General features: G+C 67.6%; 14 protein-coding genes and 1 tRNA gene. 11 read left to right on the top strand and 4 right to left on the bottom strand.

Annotation, left to right across the window (positions count from 1 at the left end; genetic code table 11):
* Nucleotides 1-12: 12 nt before the first annotated feature.
* The 4 genes from AC1D2O_RS00400 to AC1D2O_RS00385 all read left to right on the top strand — a co-directional run bounded on the left by AC1D2O_RS00400 (nt 13) and on the right by AC1D2O_RS00385 (nt 3,702).
* The gene (locus AC1D2O_RS00400) at nt 13-1,506 is read left to right on the top strand and encodes a leucyl aminopeptidase (RefSeq protein WP_478155914.1); all 1,494 of its coding nucleotides are present in this window, start codon (nt 13-15) and stop codon (nt 1,504-1,506) included.
* Nucleotides 1,503-1,940, top strand: a complete 438-nt coding sequence (locus AC1D2O_RS00395; RefSeq protein WP_478088706.1) for a DNA polymerase III subunit chi — start codon at nt 1,503-1,505, stop codon at nt 1,938-1,940. The genes AC1D2O_RS00400 and AC1D2O_RS00395 overlap by 4 nt, the downstream gene beginning before the upstream one ends.
* A gap of 32 nt (nt 1,941-1,972) precedes the next feature.
* Entirely contained in the window at nt 1,973-2,374 is a 402-nt protein-coding gene (locus tag AC1D2O_RS00390) for a hypothetical protein (RefSeq protein ID WP_478088705.1), read from the top strand.
* A gap of 122 nt (nt 2,375-2,496) precedes the next feature.
* Nucleotides 2,497-3,702 (top strand): branched-chain amino acid ABC transporter substrate-binding protein, encoded by a 1,206-nt coding sequence (locus AC1D2O_RS00385; protein ID WP_478088703.1) that lies wholly within the window; start codon nt 2,497-2,499, stop codon nt 3,700-3,702.
* 180 nt (nt 3,703-3,882) lie between these two features.
* Here AC1D2O_RS00385 and AC1D2O_RS00380 read toward each other — a convergent pair.
* Nucleotides 3,883-3,973, bottom strand: a tRNA-Ser gene (locus AC1D2O_RS00380).
* A 173-nt stretch (nt 3,974-4,146) separates the two neighbouring features.
* Here AC1D2O_RS00380 and AC1D2O_RS00375 point away from each other — a divergent pair.
* Nucleotides 4,147-6,516 carry an Orn/Lys/Arg family decarboxylase gene (locus tag AC1D2O_RS00375; RefSeq protein ID WP_478088701.1) on the top strand — a complete coding sequence of 790 codons (2,370 nt, stop codon included), beginning with the start codon at nt 4,147-4,149 and terminating at the stop codon, nt 6,514-6,516.
* Here AC1D2O_RS00375 and AC1D2O_RS00370 read toward each other — a convergent pair.
* From AC1D2O_RS00370 to fabI, 3 genes are all read right to left on the bottom strand, one after another.
* Nucleotides 6,479-7,348, bottom strand: coding sequence for an EamA family transporter (locus AC1D2O_RS00370; RefSeq protein ID WP_478088699.1), 870 nt, complete (start codon nt 7,346-7,348; stop codon nt 6,479-6,481). The genes AC1D2O_RS00375 and AC1D2O_RS00370 overlap by 38 nt on opposite strands.
* Nucleotides 7,349-7,585: 237 nt before the next feature.
* The gene (locus tag AC1D2O_RS00365) at nt 7,586-8,440 is read right to left on the bottom strand and encodes a DNA ligase (RefSeq protein ID WP_478088698.1); all 855 of its coding nucleotides are present in this window, start codon (nt 8,438-8,440) and stop codon (nt 7,586-7,588) included.
* A 64-nt stretch (nt 8,441-8,504) separates the two neighbouring features.
* Entirely contained in the window at nt 8,505-9,290 is a 786-nt protein-coding gene (gene fabI, locus AC1D2O_RS00360; protein WP_478088697.1) for an enoyl-ACP reductase FabI, read from the bottom strand.
* Nucleotides 9,291-9,327: 37 nt separating this feature from the next.
* On the opposite strand from fabI, the gene AC1D2O_RS00355 reads away from it, so the two are divergent.
* The 6 genes from AC1D2O_RS00355 to rimP all read left to right on the top strand — a co-directional run bounded on the left by AC1D2O_RS00355 (nt 9,328) and on the right by rimP (nt 16,805).
* Nucleotides 9,328-11,124 carry an extracellular solute-binding protein gene (locus AC1D2O_RS00355; RefSeq protein WP_478088695.1) on the top strand — a complete coding sequence of 599 codons (1,797 nt, stop codon included), beginning with the start codon at nt 9,328-9,330 and terminating at the stop codon, nt 11,122-11,124.
* Nucleotides 11,125-11,131: 7 nt separating this feature from the next.
* Nucleotides 11,132-12,166 carry a microcin C ABC transporter permease YejB gene (locus tag AC1D2O_RS00350; RefSeq protein WP_478155912.1) on the top strand — a complete coding sequence of 345 codons (1,035 nt, stop codon included), beginning with the start codon at nt 11,132-11,134 and terminating at the stop codon, nt 12,164-12,166.
* Nucleotides 12,159-13,199, top strand: a complete 1,041-nt coding sequence (locus AC1D2O_RS00345; RefSeq protein WP_478155910.1) for an ABC transporter permease — start codon at nt 12,159-12,161, stop codon at nt 13,197-13,199. Before AC1D2O_RS00350 ends, AC1D2O_RS00345 begins: the two co-directional genes overlap by 8 nt.
* The gene (locus tag AC1D2O_RS00340; protein WP_478155908.1) at nt 13,196-14,812 is read left to right on the top strand and encodes an ABC transporter ATP-binding protein; all 1,617 of its coding nucleotides are present in this window, start codon (nt 13,196-13,198) and stop codon (nt 14,810-14,812) included. Before AC1D2O_RS00345 ends, AC1D2O_RS00340 begins: the two co-directional genes overlap by 4 nt.
* Nucleotides 14,813-14,831: 19 nt before the next feature.
* Nucleotides 14,832-16,037 carry a YbfB/YjiJ family MFS transporter gene (locus AC1D2O_RS00335; RefSeq protein WP_478088686.1) on the top strand — a complete coding sequence of 402 codons (1,206 nt, stop codon included), beginning with the start codon at nt 14,832-14,834 and terminating at the stop codon, nt 16,035-16,037.
* Between the two features lie 162 nt (nt 16,038-16,199).
* Nucleotides 16,200-16,805, top strand: coding sequence for a ribosome maturation factor RimP (rimP, locus tag AC1D2O_RS00330; protein ID WP_478088684.1), 606 nt, complete (start codon nt 16,200-16,202; stop codon nt 16,803-16,805).
* Nucleotides 16,806-16,814: the final 9 nt, after the last annotated feature.

The following is a 16,814-nucleotide window of genomic DNA, read 5'->3' as shown; positions in this document are numbered from 1 at the left end:
AAAAAAAGGATTATGGACTTTCAACTCAAGACCCTCTCCATCGCCCAGGCCGCCAACGAAAAAGCCGATGTCCTCATCGTGCTCCTGGCCGCCGGAACCACCACCTCGAAGGACGCGCTTTCCGTCCTGGTCGCGCAGGCCCGGACCGCCGGCGACCTGCCGGACAAGGCCGGCAAGCTGCTCGCGCTGTACCGCGCGGCCGGCGTGGCCGCGCCGCGCGTGCTGCTGGCCCCGCTGGGCGACGGCGGGCCGGCCGCCGTCCGCACGGCCGTGCTCGCGGCCGTCAACGCGGCCAAGGGCTCCAATCCCAAGCGGCTGGCGATCGTCTTTGCCGGGGCCGTCGACGCGGCGTGCCTGGGCAGCGCGGTGCTGGCCACGGCCGATGCCAGCTATGTCTACACCGAAACCAAATCCAAGCCCGAGCCGCGGACCCTGCGCCAGCTGACCCTGGGCGTGCCGGACGCGGCTGCGCTGCGAGAGGCTTTCGACCAGGCCACCGCCACGGTCGCGGGCATCGAACTGGCCAAGGAGTGGGGCAACCGGCCGGGCAACCATTGCACGCCCACGATGCTGGCCGAGGCCGCCAGGGAGCTGGCCGAGCTGCCGAACGTGAAGTGCGAGGTGCTGGGCCCGAAGGAAGTGGCCAAGCTCGGCATGGGCGCATTCGGCGCGGTCGCGCAGGGCTCGGCCGAGCCGCTGCGCTTCATCGTCCTGCGCTACCAAGGCGCGCCGAAGGACCAGGCGCCGGTCGTGCTGGTCGGCAAGGGCATCACCTTCGACACCGGTGGCGTCTCGCTCAAGCCGGCGGCCGAGATGGACGAGATGAAGTTCGACATGTGCGGCGCGGCGAGCGTGCTCGGCGTGTTCCGAGCGCTCGGCGATATCCAGCCGCCGATCAACGTGGTCGGCCTGGTGCCGACCTGCGAGAACATGAACGACGGCCGTGCGATCAAGCCGGGTGACGTCATCACCAGCATGAGCGGCCAAACCATCGAGGTGCTCAACACCGATGCCGAGGGGCGCCTGATCCTGTGCGATGCGCTGACCTATGCCAAGCGCTTCGCGCCGTCGGTGGTGATCGACATCGCCACCCTCACGGGGGCCTGCGTGGTGGCGCTGGGCGGCGTACGCAGCGGGCTCTTCTCGAGCGACGATGCGCTGGCCGACGCGCTCGAAGCCGCAGGCGAAGCTTCGCAGGATCGCTGCTGGCGGATGCCGCTCGACGAGGACTATGCCGAGGGGCTGAAGAGCAATTTCGCCGATGTCGCCAACGTTGCGGGACGCGCCGGCGGCGCCGTCACGGCAGCCAAGTTCCTGCAGCGCTTCGCGAGCGATTACCCCTGGGCGCACCTCGACATTGCGGGCACTGCCTGGAAGAGCGGGGCGGCCAAGGGCTCCACGGGGCGGCCCGTGGGCTTGCTGCTGAACTATCTCCTGGCGCAGAGCCGCAAGGGCGGCACGGGTGCCAAGGCGCAGAAGGCCGGCAAGGCCCGGTCCCGCAAGTGACCGAGATCGACGGCCACTACAACATGCCCGACAAGGTGGGCTACGCCTGCCGCCTGCTGCGCAAGGCAGTGGGCGCCCACGGCGCGCGGCTGGTGGTGGTGGCCGATGCCGCGCTGCTGGAGGCGATCGACCAGGCGCTGTGGACGCTCTCGCCGACCGAATTCATCGCCCATTGCCGCAGCGACGACGCGCCGTTCATCGTCGCCCGTTCGCCGGTGCTGCTGGCGGATGGTGCCTCGGCCTCGCTGCCCGACCGCCCGATCCTGGTCAACCTCGGCGTCGAGCTGCCGGCGAGGTTCGAGCGTTTCGAGCGGTTGATCGACCTGGTCGGCAGCGACGACGCCGACCGCCTGGCCGGCCGCGCCCGCTGGCGGCACTACAAGGACCGCGGCTACGCGATCCGCACCCACGCCTATGGCGGGAGCGCGACCTGATGGCCACAACACCTCGCACGCCGCCGCGCTTCGTGCCCACCCTGACGACGGTGCTCGAGCTCGCGCCGCAGGGTGCCGCGGAGCCGGCGCCCGTTTCGACGGCGCCCGTGTCGACGGCGCCCGCGGCGCCGGCCGCGATCGAGCCCTTGCAGGCGGTCGCGCTCAGCCCCGAAGCCGCGCGGTCCGAGGCCGATGCCTTCCGGCTCGAAGAGCAGTTGCTGCACCGCGTGCTGCAGCGCGTCGACCTCTCGCTCGAAGAGCGCGTGAGCGACGCGGTGTCAGGTGCCGTTCAGCAGCACCTCGACACCATGGTCCCCGCTTTGCGCAGCGAAATCGAAGCCGTTTTGCGAGCTCTGGTGAGCGAAGCGCTGGCCGAAGAGCTTTCCGAAAACCCCGGGTCTACGCCAGCATTCGGACCGCAATCCTTGGGCTAAACTGCGCGCGGGTCGAAAAGCGCGAGGGCGCTGCGCATCCGCGGCGCGATATTTGCTCAATGCATGTGCCCGGATCCAAAGACCGGTTTTCAACTCTACTTATCCATGTTCTGGAGGTTCTCATGCAATTGAAATGGACAGCCGTCGCCCTGGCCGCTCTCGCGCTCGTGGCCTGTGGCAAGAAGGAAGAAGCTGCCGCCCCCGCTGCTCCTGCGCCGACTGCAGCTGCACCCGCTCCCGCAGCCCCGCCGGGCGAAGCTCTGGTGGTCAAGATCGGCCACGTTGGCCCGACCAGCGGCGCCATCGCCCACCTCGGCAAGGACAACGAACTGGGTGCTCGCATGGCGGTCGAGGACCTCAACGCCAAGGGCGTGAAGATCGGCGGCAAGGTCGCCAAGTTCGAACTGCTTGCCGAAGACGATGCGGGCGATCCCAAGCAGGGCACCGCGGTGGCGCAGAAGCTGGTGGACAGCAAGGTCAATGGCGTGGTGGGCCACCTGAACTCGGGCACCACGATCCCGGCCTCCAAGCTGTACAGCGACGCCGGCATCCCCCAGATCTCGCCGTCGGCGACCAACCCGAAGTACACCCGCCAGGGCTACAAGACCACGTTCCGCGTGGTGGCTGACGACACGCAACTGGGTGGCACGCTCGGCAAGTACGCGGTCGAAACCCTGAAGGGCAAGAACATCGCCGTGATCGACGACCGGACCGCTTACGGCCAGGGCGTTGCCGAGGAATTCGAGAAAGCCGTCAAGGCTGCCGGCGGCACGATCGTCGGCCACGAATTCACGACCGACAAGTCGACCGATTTCAACGCCATCCTGACCAAGCTCAAGGGCGCGCAGCCCGACATCCTGTTCTTCGGCGGCATGGACGCCGTCGGCGGCCCGATGCTCAAGCAGGTCAAGCAACTCGGCATGAACGTCAAGTTCATGGGCGGCGACGGCCTGTGCACCGGCGAACTGGCCAAGCTGGCCGGCGATGCGATCGGCGAAGACATGGTGGTCTGTGCCGAAGCCGGTGGCGTGGACGGCGACTTCAAGGCTCCGCTGGATGCCTGGAAGGCCAAGTTCAAGGAAAAGAACGGCGTCGAAGTCCAGATCTACGCACCGTACGTCTACGACGCGGTGCAGGTGATCGCCGCCGCGATGGAAAAGGCGGGCTCGTCCGATCCGGAGAAGTACCTGCCCGAAGTCGGCAAGGTGCAGTACAACGGCCTGACCGGCCCGATCGCCTTCGACGAAAAGGGCGACATCAAGAACGGTGCGCTGACGCTGTACACCTACAAGAACGGTGCGCGTACGCAGATCGCCGTGGTGCGCTGAGCGCTTCGCGCTCGAACAAGAAAAGGGGCCTTCGGGCCCCTTTTTTCATGGGGGCGCCGGGCGGCTGCAAACGCAGAAGTCAACGAAGACGTCGAGGCGACGCGCACAAAAAAGCCCCGACAGGCGGGGCTTTCAAGACGGATCCGGTTGCAGTTGGAAGCTGCGGGAGACGTTTTTTTCTGGCGGAGCAGGCGGGATTCGAACCCGCGGAGGGCTATTAACCCTCACACGCTTTCCAGGCGTGCGACTTAAACCGCTCATCCACCGCTCCGAGCCTTCGATTGTAGCAGCGCCGCGCCACCTTTTCGGACCCGTCGGGCCGCCTCGGCGCGGGAGCAGAAAGCCCCTGCAGGAACAGCAGCAGATTTCGGATGCCCACCTGACCCGATCCTTCATCTGAATTCCGTACACTTCGCGCCTATTTGCCTGTCCGGAGCCCCGCTCATGAAATTCCGCTTCCCCATCGTCATCATCGACGAGGACTTCCGCTCCGAGAACACCTCGGGGCTCGGTATCCGCGCCCTGGCGCAAGCCTTCGAGAGCGAGGGCTTCGAGGTGCTGGGCGTGACCAGCTACGGCGACCTGAGCCAGTTCGCGCAGCAGCAGAGCCGCGCCAGCGCCTTCATCCTTTCGATCGACGACGAGGAGTTCACGGTCGGCCCGGACCTCGACCCGGCGGTGCTGAGCCTGCGCAGCTTCATCGGCGAAGTGCGGCGCAAGAACGCCGACGTGCCGATCTACATCTACGGCGAGACCAAGACTTCGCGCCACATCCCGAACGACATCCTGCGCGAGCTGCACGGCTTCATCCACATGTTCGAGGACACGCCGGAATTCGTGGCGCGCCACATCATCCGCGAAGCGAAGAGCTACCTCGAAGGCGTGCAGCCGCCGTTCTTCAAGGCGCTGATCGACTACGCGGAGGACGGCTCCTACTCCTGGCACTGCCCGGGCCACTCGGGCGGCGTGGCCTTCCTCAAGAGCCCGGTGGGCCAGATGTTCCACCAGTTCTTCGGCGAAAACATGCTGCGCGCCGACGTCTGCAACGCGGTCGAGGAACTCGGCCAGCTGCTCGACCATACCGGCCCGGTGGCGGCCAGCGAGCGCAACGCGGCGCGCATCTTCAACGCCGACCACTGCTTCTTCGTCACCAACGGCACCAGCACCAGCAACAAGATGGTGTGGCACCACACGGTGGCGCCGGACGACGTGGTGGTGGTGGACCGCAACTGCCACAAGTCGATCCTGCACGCGATCATCATGACCGGCGCGATTCCGGTCTTCATGAAGCCCACGCGCAACCACTTCGGCATCATCGGCCCGATCCCCAAGAGCGAGTTCGAGCCGGCGGCGATCAAGGCCAAGATCGCGGCCAACCCGCTGCTCTCGCACGTGGACGCCAGCAAGGTGAAGCCGCGCGTGATGACGCTGACGCAGTCCACCTACGACGGCGTGATCTACAACACCGAGACCATCAAGAACATGCTCGACGGCTACGTCGACACGCTGCACTTCGACGAGGCCTGGCTGCCGCATGCGGCCTTCCACCCGTTCTATGGCGCCTACCACGCGATGGGCAAGCGCCGGGTGCGGCCGAAGGACTCGCTGGTGTTCGCCACCCAGTCGACCCACAAGCTGCTGGCCGGCATCAGCCAGGCCAGCCACGTGCTGGTGCAGGACTCGCAGAACCGGGCGCTCGACCGCGACCTGTTCAACGAGGCCTACCTGATGCATTCGTCGACCAGCCCGCAGTACGCGATCATCGCCAGCTGCGACGTCGCCGCGGCGATGATGGAGCCGCCCGGCGGCACCGCGCTGGTCGAGGAGAGCATCCTGGAGGCGCTCGACTTCCGCCGCGCGATGCGCAAGGTCGAGGCCGAGTTCGGCAAGAACGAATGGTGGTTCAAGGTCTGGGGCCCCGAGAAGCTGGTCGACGAAGGCATCGGCCGGGCCGACGACTGGATCATCAAGGGCGAGTCGCGCACCGCCAAGTGGCACGGCTTCGGCAAGCTGGCCGACGGCTTCAACATGCTCGATCCGATCAAGTCGACCATCGTGACGCCGGGCCTGGACCTGAACGGCAAGTTCGCCGAGACCGGGATCCCGGCCAGCATCGTCACCAAGTTCCTGGCCGAGCACGGCGTGATCGTCGAGAAGACCGGGCTCTACAGCTTCTTCATCATGTTCACGATCGGCATCACCAAGGGCCGCTGGAACACGCTGCTGACGGCGCTGCAGCAGTTCAAGGACGACTACGCCCGCAACCAGCCGATGTGGCGGATCATGCCGGAGTTCTGCCAGGCGCATCCGAAGTACGAGCGCCTCGGGCTGCGCGACCTGTGCCATCACATTCATGAGCTCTACGCACGCTTCGATGTCGCGCGCCTGACCACCGAGATGTACCTGAGCGACCTGACGCCTGCCATGAAGCCGAGCGACGCCTTCGCACACATCGCGCACCGCAAGACCGAGCGGGTCGAGATCGACCACCTCGAGGGCCGCATCACGACCAGCCTGATCACGCCGTACCCGCCGGGCATCCCGCTCTTGATCCCGGGCGAGGTCTTCAACAAGAAGATCGTCGACTACCTCAAGTTCGCGCGCGAGTTCAACACCGAGTGCCCGGGCTTCGAGACCGACATCCACGGCTTGGTGGGCCGCATCGACGAGACGGGCAAGAAGCGCTACTACGCCGACTGCGTGCGGGCCGAGGCCGTGCCGGCGCCGGCCGTCAAGCCAGCAATGGTCAAGCCAGCGACCGTCAAGCCAGCGACCGTCAAGCCAGCCGCAAGGTCATCACGCCCGCGAGGATGACCCCCGTGCCGATCGCGCGCTGCCAGCCGAAAGGCTCGCGCAGGAACAGCGTGCCGATGACAGCGGCGAACAGCACCGAGGTTTCGCGCAGCGCCGCGACCACGGCCACCGGCGCCTGCGTCATCGCCCACAGCGCGATGCCGTAGCTGCCCAGCGAGGCCACGGTACCGACGAGCGCGATCTTCCAGCGCCGCGCCATGTACGCCAGGGCGGCCCGGCGCTGGCCGGGGCGGCGCCACAGGACCAGCAGCAGGTAGGGCAGGCCGTCGAACACGAACAGGCCCGCCACGTAGGCCAGGGCGTCGCCCGAGGCGCGCACGCCGATGCCGTCGACCACGGTGTAGATCGCGATGATGGCCGCGTTGGCCAGCGCGAAGCCGATGGCCTTGCGCCGCCGCGCCTCGTCGCCGTCGCGCAGCGCCGAGCGCGACAGGCCCAGCGTGACGACGCCGACGCAGATCACCGCGACACCGGCCCAGGCCGCCGCCGAGATGCCTTCGCCGATGAAAGGCAGGCTGCCCATCGCGACCAGCAGCGGTGCGCAACCGCGCATCAGGGGGTAGGTGAGGCCGAGGTCGCCGTGCTTGTAGGCGCCTGCGAGCGCGATGTAGTAGCCCAGGTGGATCGCGAGGGAGGCCGCCATGTAGGGCCAGGCGGCGCGAGCGGGCAGCCCGGTGTACAGCAGCAGCGGCACCGCGATGAAGAACCCCAGGCTGTGGATCAGTGCGGTGTCGAGCGCCTTGTCGCCGCCCGACTTGATCAGTGCATTCCAGCCGGCATGCAGCAGCGCGCCGAACAGGACGGCGCCGACGATCGATGCGCTGAGCGTCACGTCAGCATGCAGCGCTGTGCGCGGGCGGGGTCTCGATATCGGAATTGCTCGGTGCCATTGCAGTCCTCAGGCGGAAGTTGTCTTCTCGTTGTTGCGCAAGCTGCGCGCGCGGCCGTGGTGGGCCGCCCTTGAGGATTGTCCATGATCCACAGAGGCCGGCGCCGGGCCGCCCCCAAGGCGGCCTGCGGCCCCCTCGGGGGGCAGCGACCACACGAAGTGAGGGAGCGTGGGGGCCAGTCAGCCGGAGGTGTCGTCGCGCACGCGCAGGAAGCGCGCGAAGCGCGGCAGGCCGCTCGGGCTGGTGCCGTTGTAGCGGTAGGTCACCCAGCTGCCGATGGCCGGCGGCTTCTCGCGCTCGGCGTCGCTGAAGCCGCCGCCGAGCTTGAAGCGCTTGCCGTCGGCGGTCTCGACCCACATCGCGCCCATGCGGCCGGCATGCTTGCCGCGCCCCGGCACGTAGGACAGCACGCGTGCCTCGGCATCGTCGAAGGGCTTGACCTTGAGAAGGTCGGCGTTGCGTTCGGCCCGATAGAGCGATCCGCCGCGATGCAGCATCAGGCCTTCGCCGCCCATGTGCACCGTCTTGTCGAGCAGGGCCTGCAGCGCTTCGTGGGTGCTGGCGCGCAGCTGCGGCACGGGCACGATCCAGGGCGCCTCGGTGATCGGCAGCAATTTGCGCAAGACCGCGAGCCGGGTCGTGAAGTCGCCCGGCGAGGCCGGCAGATCGAACACCATGAAGCGCATCTCGCGCCAGGCGGGGTCCGCCGGCGTCTGGCTGCGCACGGTCGAGACGGCGTGCGCGAAGCGGCCGCGGCCGGCCCAGAGCTCGCCATCCATCGGGACCGCCGGCAGCGCGGCCGTGAACCAGGCCGGCGCCACGATCCGTTCGCCGCCGCGTGTCCACAGCTGCTTGCCGTCCCAGTAGGCCCGCACGCCGTCGTACTTCTCGCTGACCCAGTAGTCCGCCAGCGGCATGCCGCGGCGGTAGACCTCGGCCAGCATCAGCGGCGGTGCGGCATTGCGCGCCAGCGCCGCCGGGGCCAGAAAGGCGAGTCCCGCCAAGACGAAAGCCCGTCGATCGATCTTGTTCATTGACAAGTCCTTCCTCCCCAACCCCCAACCAGGGCGACGTCGCGCCCGTCCATCCGAAGCGCGTCTAGCCTTCCGAAACGCCGCCCACCACCTGGCTGAAGCCGCCGTCCACGTAAGTGATCTCGGCGGTCACGCCGCTTGCGAGGTCGCTCAGCAGGAAGGCGGCCACATTGCCGACTTCTTCGATCGTCACGTTGCGCCGCATCGGCGCGATCTTCGAGATCGCCGACAGCAGCTTGCCGAAATCCTTGATGCCGCTGGCCGCCAGCGTCTTGATCGGGCCGGCGCTGATGCCGTTGACGCGCATGCCCTTGGGGCCCAGCGACTCGGCCAGGTAGCGCACCGAGGCTTCGAGCGAGGCCTTGGCCAGGCCCATGGTGTTGTAGTTGGGCAGGGCGCGGATCGCGCCCAGGTAGGTCAGCGTCAACAGGGCCGACTTGTCGTTGAGGTAGGGCAGGGCCGCCTTGGCCATCGCCGGGAAGCTGTACGCGCTGATGTCGTGCGCGATCTTGAAGCCTTCGCGCGACAGCCCCTCGAGGAAATCGCCCGCGATCGCCTCGCGCGGTGCGAAACCGATGCTGTGGACGAAGCCGTCGAACTTCGGCCAGACCTGGGCCAGGTCGGTGAACAGCTTGTCGATCTGGGCGTCGTCGCCGACGTCGCAGTCGAACACGAGCGTGGAGTCGAAGTCGGCCGCGAACTCGGTGATGCGGTCCTTGAAGCGCTCGCCCACGTAGCTGAACGCCAGCTCGGCGCCTTGCGCATGGCAGGCCTTGGCGACGCCGTAAGCAATGGAGCGGTTGCTCAGAACGCCCGTGATCAGAAGTTTTTTGCCGGAAAGAAAGCCCATGGGACGACCTCGTGTAAATCTTGGGCAGAATTCTCGCATGCGCGTTTGGCTTCTTTTCGTGTGGATGCTCTGGGCCGCCCCTTCCTGGGCGGCGCATGCCTACGCGCAGTTCGGCGACATCAAGTACCCGCCGGGGTTCACCCACTTCGACTATGTCAATCCGCAGGCGCCCAAGGGCGGAGAAATCCGCATGGTGCCGCCGACGCGGCCGACGAACTTCGACAAGTTCAATCCCTTCACGCTCAAGGGCACGACGCCGTACGGCATCGGCAACCTGATGTTCGAAAGCCTGCTGACGGGCAATTCGGAGGAGCCGACCACGGCCTACGGCCTTCTCGCCGAGGACGTCGAAGTCGCGGCGGACAAGAAATCCGCCACCTTCAGGATCCATCCGAAGGCCCGTTTCCACGACGGCAGCCAGGTGCTCGCGGCGGACGTGGTGCATTCGTTCAACACGCTCACCGGCCCGTTGGCGGCCCCCCAGTTCCGGACCATCTACGCCGAAGTGAAAGGCGCCAAGGCCATCGGCGAAAGAACCGTGCGCTTCGACTTCAAGAACCCCAACCCCGAGCTTCCGCTGATGGTCGGCGGCATGCCGGTGTTCAGCCGGGCCTGGGGCGGCGGCAAGCCCTTCGACCAGATCACCACCGACGTGCCGATCGGCTCGGGCCCGTACAAGCTCATCAACCCGCGCATGGGCCGGGACATCACCTACACGCGCGACCCCGACTACTGGGGCGCGGATCTGCCCGTGCGCAAGGGGTTCTTCAACTTCGACCGTGTCACCTACAGGATCTACCTGGACGAGACCGCCCGCTTCGAAGGCCTCAAGGCGGACGAATTCGACTTCATGCGCGAGTTCACGTCGCGCAACTGGGCGCGCCAGTACAAGGGCAAGCAGTTCGATTCCGGCGAGCTCGTGAAACGCGCCTTCGAGAACAGGAATCCCGGCGACTTCCAGGGCTACGTCTTCAATACGCGCAATCCCAAGTTCAAGGACATCCGGGTGCGCCAGGCGATCGGGCTGGCGATGGATTTCGAGTGGCTCAACAAGCAGCTGTTCTACGGGCTTTACAAGCGCGTGGAAGGCTATTTCCCGAACAGCGAGTTCCACGCCGAAGGACTGCCTACGCCGGAGGAGCTGGCGCTGCTCGAACCGTTGCGCGACAAGCTGCGGCCGGAGGTCTTCGGGCCCGCCGCGATCTCGCCGAGCACCGCGCCGCCCGGCAGCCTGCGCGAGAACCTGCGCCGCGCGCGCGCCTTGCTGGCCGAGGCCGGCTGGACCTACCGGGATGGCGCCTTGCGCAACGCCAAGGACGAGGTCTTCACGATCGAGTTCCTCAACGACCAGCCTTCGCTGATCCGCGTCGCGACGCCCTTCCAGACGGCGCTGCGAAAGCTCGGGATCCAGATGACCTTTCGCACCGTGGACTTCTCGCTGGCCCAGCAACGCATGGACAACTTCGACTTCGAGATGACGTCGGTGCGGCTGCCGGGCAGCACGGCGCCGGGCGGCGAACTGCTCGAGCTGTTCGGTTCGCAGGCGGCCGCCACCGACGGCTCGCGAAACATCTGGGGCATCGCCGACCCGGCCGTCGATGCGCTGCTGCAGAAGGTGGTGACGGCGACGACACGCCCCGAACTCAGCGCCGCGATGCGGGCGCTGGACCGCGTGCTCTCGCATGGCCACTACTCGGTGCCGCAGTACTACGGCGGTGCATTCCTGATCGGCTACCATCCGCGGCCCTTCGTGCTGCCGCCGGTGATCCCGCCTTACTACGAGGCCGACAGCTGGGCCGTGAGCACCTGGTGGGCATCGCCCGCCAACAAGTAGGAGCGTCATGGTCAGCTACATCCTCAAACGCCTGCTGTTGATGGTGCCGACACTGTTCGGTGTGCTGCTGCTGACCTTCCTCGTGATCCAGTTCGTGCCGGGCGGGCCGGTCGAGCAGATGGTGTCCCAGCTGCAGGGGCGCGATTCCGGCGGCGAGCGCGCGGCCACGAGCGGCGCAGGCTACCGCGGGCGCCAGGGGCTGGATCCGCAGCGCATCGAGGAGATCAAGCAGCTCTACGGCTTCGACAAGCCGCCGCTCGAACGTTTCTGGCAGATGCTGAAGTCCTACGCGCGCTTCGACCTGGGAACGAGCTTCTACCAGCGCAAGGCCGTCTGGGAACTGGTCAAGGAAAAGATGCCGGTGTCGATCAGCCTGGGGCTGTGGACCTTCTTCATCAGCTACCTGATCGCCGTGCCGCTGGGCGTCGCGAAGGCGGTACGGGCGGGCACGCGCTTCGACTTCCTGACCACGCTGGTGGTGCTGGTCGGCTATGCCATCCCGGGCTTCGTGCTGGGCGTCGCGCTGCTCGTGGTCTTCGGCGGCCAGTTGCAGTGGTTTCCGCTGCGCGGATTGACCTCCCCGGGCTGGCAGGCCATGGGGTGGGGCGCGCGGATCGTCGACTACCTGTGGCATATCGCGCTGCCGGTGACGGCGATGGTGCTCGGCAGTTTCGCCGTCACGGCCATGCTGACCAAGAACTCCTTTCTCGAGGAGATCCGAAAGCAATACGTGCTGACGGCCCGCGCCAAGGGGCTGACCGAGCGCGAGGTGCTTTGGAAGCATGTGTTCCGCAACGCGCTGATCCCGATCGTCACCGGCTTTCCGGCGGCATTCATCGGCGCCTTCTTCACCGGCTCCCTGTTGATCGAGACGCTGTTCTCGCTCGACGGCCTGGGCCTGCTGAGCTACGAGAGCGTGATCCGGCGCGACTATCCGGTGGTGCTGGGCACGCTCTACCTGTTCACGCTGATCGGGCTGGTGACCAAGCTGATCAGCGACCTTTGCTACGTACTGGTGGACCCGAGGGTGAAGTTTGACTAGCGGCGGCGTCACCGTGTCGCCCGGCCGCCGCGCCTGGCTGCGCTTCAAGCGCAACCGGCTCGGCTACTGGAGCCTGGTCCTCTTCTCGCTGCTCGTGGTGCTGAGCCTCTTCGCCGAACTGCTCTCCACCGACAAGCCGCTGGTGGTGCGCTACGAGGGCCAGACCTACTTTCCGGTGGCGCGCGACTACTCGGAGAAGACCTTCGGCGGCGACTTCGAGACGCCGGCCGACTACCTGGATCCGTTCATCCGCGAACGCATCACCTCGGGCGGCAACTGGGCCCTGTATGCGCCCAACCCCTACGGCCCGAAGACCCTCAACTACTTCGCGAAGTCCCCGAATCCCGCGGCGCCTTCCGCCGAGAACTTCTTCGGCAGCGACGATCGCGGCCGCGACCTGCTGGCGCAGCTGATCTACGGCTTCCGCGTGAGCGTCCTGTTCGCGCTGGCGCTGACCTTCATCGGCGTGGTGCTGGGGGTCGTGACGGGCGCCGTCCAGGGCTTCTTCGCCGGCAAGACCGACCTCGCGTTCCAGCGCTTCATCGAGATCTGGAGCTCGATGCCCGAGCTCTACCTGCTGATCATCTTCAGCGCGGTCTTCGCGCCCAGCGTTTCGCTGCTGCTGATCCTGCTGAGCCTGTTCGGCTGGATGGGGCTGTCGGACTACGTGCGCGCCGAGTTCCTGCGCAACCGCCAGATGGACTACGTGCGGGCAGCGCGCGCACTCGGCGTCGGCAACCTGCAGATCATGTGGCGCCACATCCTGCCCAACAGCATGACGCCGGTCGTGACCTTCCTGCCGTTCCGCATGAGCGCGGCGATCCTGGCGCTGACCTCGCTCGACTTCCTGGGCCTCGGCGTGCCGCCGGGGACGCCTTCGCTGGGCGAGCTGCTGAGCCAGGGCAAGGCCAACATCGACGCCTGGTGGATCTCGCTGTCCACCTTCGCGGTGCTGGTGGTCACCCTGATGCTGCTGACCTTCATGGGCGACGCGCTGCGCGATGCGCTCGATCCGCGGAAGGCAGAGCAATGAGCGCTGAACTGTTGAACGTCCAGAGCCTGCGCGTGGCCTTCGGCGACAAGGAGGTGGTGCACGGCATCGACTTCGCGATCCGCGAGGGCGAGAAGCTGGCGCTGGTCGGCGAGTCGGGCTCGGGCAAGACCGTGACCGCGCTGAGCCTGCTGCGGCTGGTGCAGAACGCCGACATCTCGGGCGGCGCGGCCTTCGCCGGCGGGGAGGGCGGTGGCGCGCGGGACCTGCTCGCGATGCCCGAGCGACAGCTCAGGGGCATCCGCGGCAAGGAGATCGCGATGATCTTCCAGGAGCCGATGACCGCGCTCAATGCGCTCTACACGGTCGGCGACCAGATCGCCGAGGTGCTCCAGCTGCACCAGGCGCTGCCGGCGCGTGCGGCCCAGGAGGCCGCGGTGCAGCTGCTGGCCGACACCGGCATCCCGGAGCCGGCACGGCGGGCCCGCTCCTTTCCGCACCAGCTCTCCGGCGGCCAGCGCCAGCGCGCGATGATCGCGATGGCGCTGGCCTGCAAGCCGCGGCTGCTGCTGGCCGACGAGCCCACCACGGCGCTCGACGTCACGGTGCGGGCCCAGATCCTCGAACTGCTCGCCGAGCTGCAGCGCAAGCACGGCATGGCGGTGCTGCTGATCACGCACGACCTGAACCTGGTGCGCCGCTTCGCCGACCGCGTGGCCGTGATGGAGAACGGCCACATCGTCGAGCATGGCGCGGTCGGGGCCGTGTTCGATGCGCCGCAGCATCCGTACACGCGCAAGCTGATCGACAGCCGGCCGACCCGTGACGTGGCCTCCTTCGCGGTCGATCCGAACGCTCCGGCGGTGCTCGAGGCCAAGGCCCTGCGAGTGATCTATCCGGTGCCGCGGCCCGGCATCCGCGGCTGGTTCCGCCACGGCGAATTCGTGGCGGTGCAGGGCGCCGATTTCAGCATCGCGCCGGGCCAGACCCTGGGCGTGGTCGGCGAGTCCGGCTCGGGCAAGTCGACCCTGGCGCTGGCCGCGCTCGGCCTACTGAAGCACCAGGGCGAGCTCGACGTCGCGGGCCGGCAGTGGGACGGCGGCGCTGCCAGCGACCGGTCGCTCCGGCGGCTGATGCAGGTGGTGTTCCAGGACCCGTTCTCGTCGCTGTCGCCGCGCATGACGGTCGAGCAGATCGTCGGCGAGGGGCTGACCGTCCATGCGCCCGAACTCGACACCGGCGCCCGCCGCAGCCGCGCCCTCGACGCGCTGGCCGACGTCGGCCTGACCGAAGCCCAGTTCCCGGCCCTGCTCGATCGCTATCCGCACGAGTTCTCCGGCGGCCAGCGGCAGCGCCTGGCGATCGCCCGGGCGCTGGTGGTCGACCCGAAGCTGCTGGTGCTCGATGAACCCACCAGCGCGCTCGACGTCACGATCCAGAAGCAGGTGCTGGGCCTGCTGCAGCGCCTGCAGCGCGAGCGCGGCCTGAGCTACCTGCTGATCACCCACGATGTGGAGGTGATCCGCGCGATGGCGCACCAGGTCATCGTCATGAAGGACGGCGCGATCCTCGAGTCGGGGCCGGCCCTGCGGGTGCTGGACGCGCCCGAGCACCCTTACACGCAAAAGCTGGTCGCGGCAGCCCTGGCCGATTAGAAATACTCAAAGGAATGGAATGTCGCTGATCGGATACGACAGGCGCGGTGCCTGGCGCGCGGCCCTGGCCTGCATGGTGGCGCTGGCGGTGGCCATGGGCCTGGGGCGCTTCGCCTTCACGCCGATGCTGCCGATCATGCTGCACGAGGGAAAGCTGGACCTGCAGGGCGGCGGCGTGCTGGCCTCGCTCAATTACCTCGGCTATTTTCTCGGCGCCGTGAGTTGCGCGGCGATCCGGATCCAGCCGGCTGCGATGGTGCGCGGCGGCCTGGTCGCCACCGCGGCCCTGTTGCTCGGGATGGGTCTGCTGCACGGTTTCACCGTCTGGGGCGTGCTGCGCACGGCCGCCGGCGTGATGAGCGCCTGGACCTTCGTCTTCGCCTCCGGCTGGGGCCTGCGGCGGCTGGCGGAGACCGGGGCGCCGGCGCTCGCCGGCGTGATCTATTCCGGGCCCGGCATCGGCATCGCGGTCACCGGGCTGCTGGGCGGCGCCATCGGGCGCTGGGGGGCGGACGCAGGCTGGATCGGCTTCGGCCTGCTGTCGCTGGCCCTGATCGCGCTCATTTGGCACATCTTCGGCGACGGCCACCCGGACCTTGCGGGCGCCCAGCCCGGCCCGGCAGCCGCGCCGACGGCGGCCGAATCCGCCGCGGCGCGCAGCGATGCCCGCTGGCTGGTCGGGCTCTACGGGCTGGCGGGCTTCGGTTACATCATCACGGCCACCTTCCTGCCGGTGATCGCGCGGCAGGCCCTGCCGGGCTCGCCCTGGCCGGATCTGTTCTGGCCGCTGCTCGGCCTGGCCGTCGTTCCGGGGGCGCTGATCGGCGCCCGGGCGCCGATGAAGTGGGACAACCGGCTCCTGCTCGCCATCGCCTACGGCTTGCAGGCGCTGGGCGTGGTGCTGTCGGTGGCCTGGCCGACGATCGTCGGCTTCGCGCTCGGGAGCCTGTTGCTGGGCATGCCTTTCACTGCCATCACCCTGTTCGCGATGCGGGATGCGCGGCGGCTGCGCGGCAACGCCGCGGCCGGGCTGATCGGCTATGCCACCGCATCCTATGGGGTCGGCCAGATCCTCGGACCGCTGTTCGCGGCGCCCCTGGCGCAGCGCACCGGCTCGTTCGCGGTGCCGTTGCTGGTCGCGGCGGCGGCGCTGGCGCTCGGCGCGCTGCTTTTCAGCCATGTCTGGTGGCGTTCCAGGCCTGCCGAAGTGCTTCCAGGTGCGTAAAAACCCCTGATTCGTAACGCATTTGGCATATAATTCGAGGCTCACGACCAAACGGGCGAGTACCAACCGCCCGTTTTTTTATGGGTCGACGCATTTTCGATGCCGAGATCGGCGGCGGCATCGGGCACGGCAAACAGGCATTTCAAAGGCATATACAAACACGTGGCATTGCAGCAGACAGTGGAACAAACCGTGGCCGGACTCGGCTACGACCTGGTCGAGATCGAGCGCTCGGCCGGGGGATTGCTGCGCGTCACGATTGATTTGCCCTGGCAAGGCCCCAACTTGGATGCAGCGGGTGCGCCGGAGCCTTTCGTCACTGTCGAGGATTGCGAGAAGGTCACGCGTCAGCTGCAGTTCGCGCTCGAGGTCGACGGCGCCGACTACAAGCGGCTCGAGGTGTCATCGCCGGGCATCGACCGCCCGTTGCGTCACGAGAAGGATTTCGAGCGTTTTGCCGGCGAGGTGATCGACATCACGCTGAAGGCGCCGATGGGCGCGGCGGCGAATGGCCAGGTGGCGGCCAACCGCAAGAAATTTCGCGGCACGCTGGAGCGCGTTGTCGCAGCCGACGGCTCGCAGGGCTGGCAGATCGTCTGGAGCGACGAGCCCGCGGCGAAGCCCGGTCAGAAGATCAGCAAGAAGCGCGTGCCTGCCCCCCTGCAGGCACTGGGTTTTGCGTTGGACGAGCTGCGCGAAGCGCGGCTCGCCCCGATAGTGGATTTCAATGGGCGCAGGCCAAAACCCGGCACCGTGGTGTCGGACTGAACGAGGAGA

The organism is Variovorax sp. P1_G12, from assembly GCF_056405555.1.
Note: the sequence above shows the minus strand (reverse complement) of the source record. Positions and strands in the feature narration are given on the sequence as shown.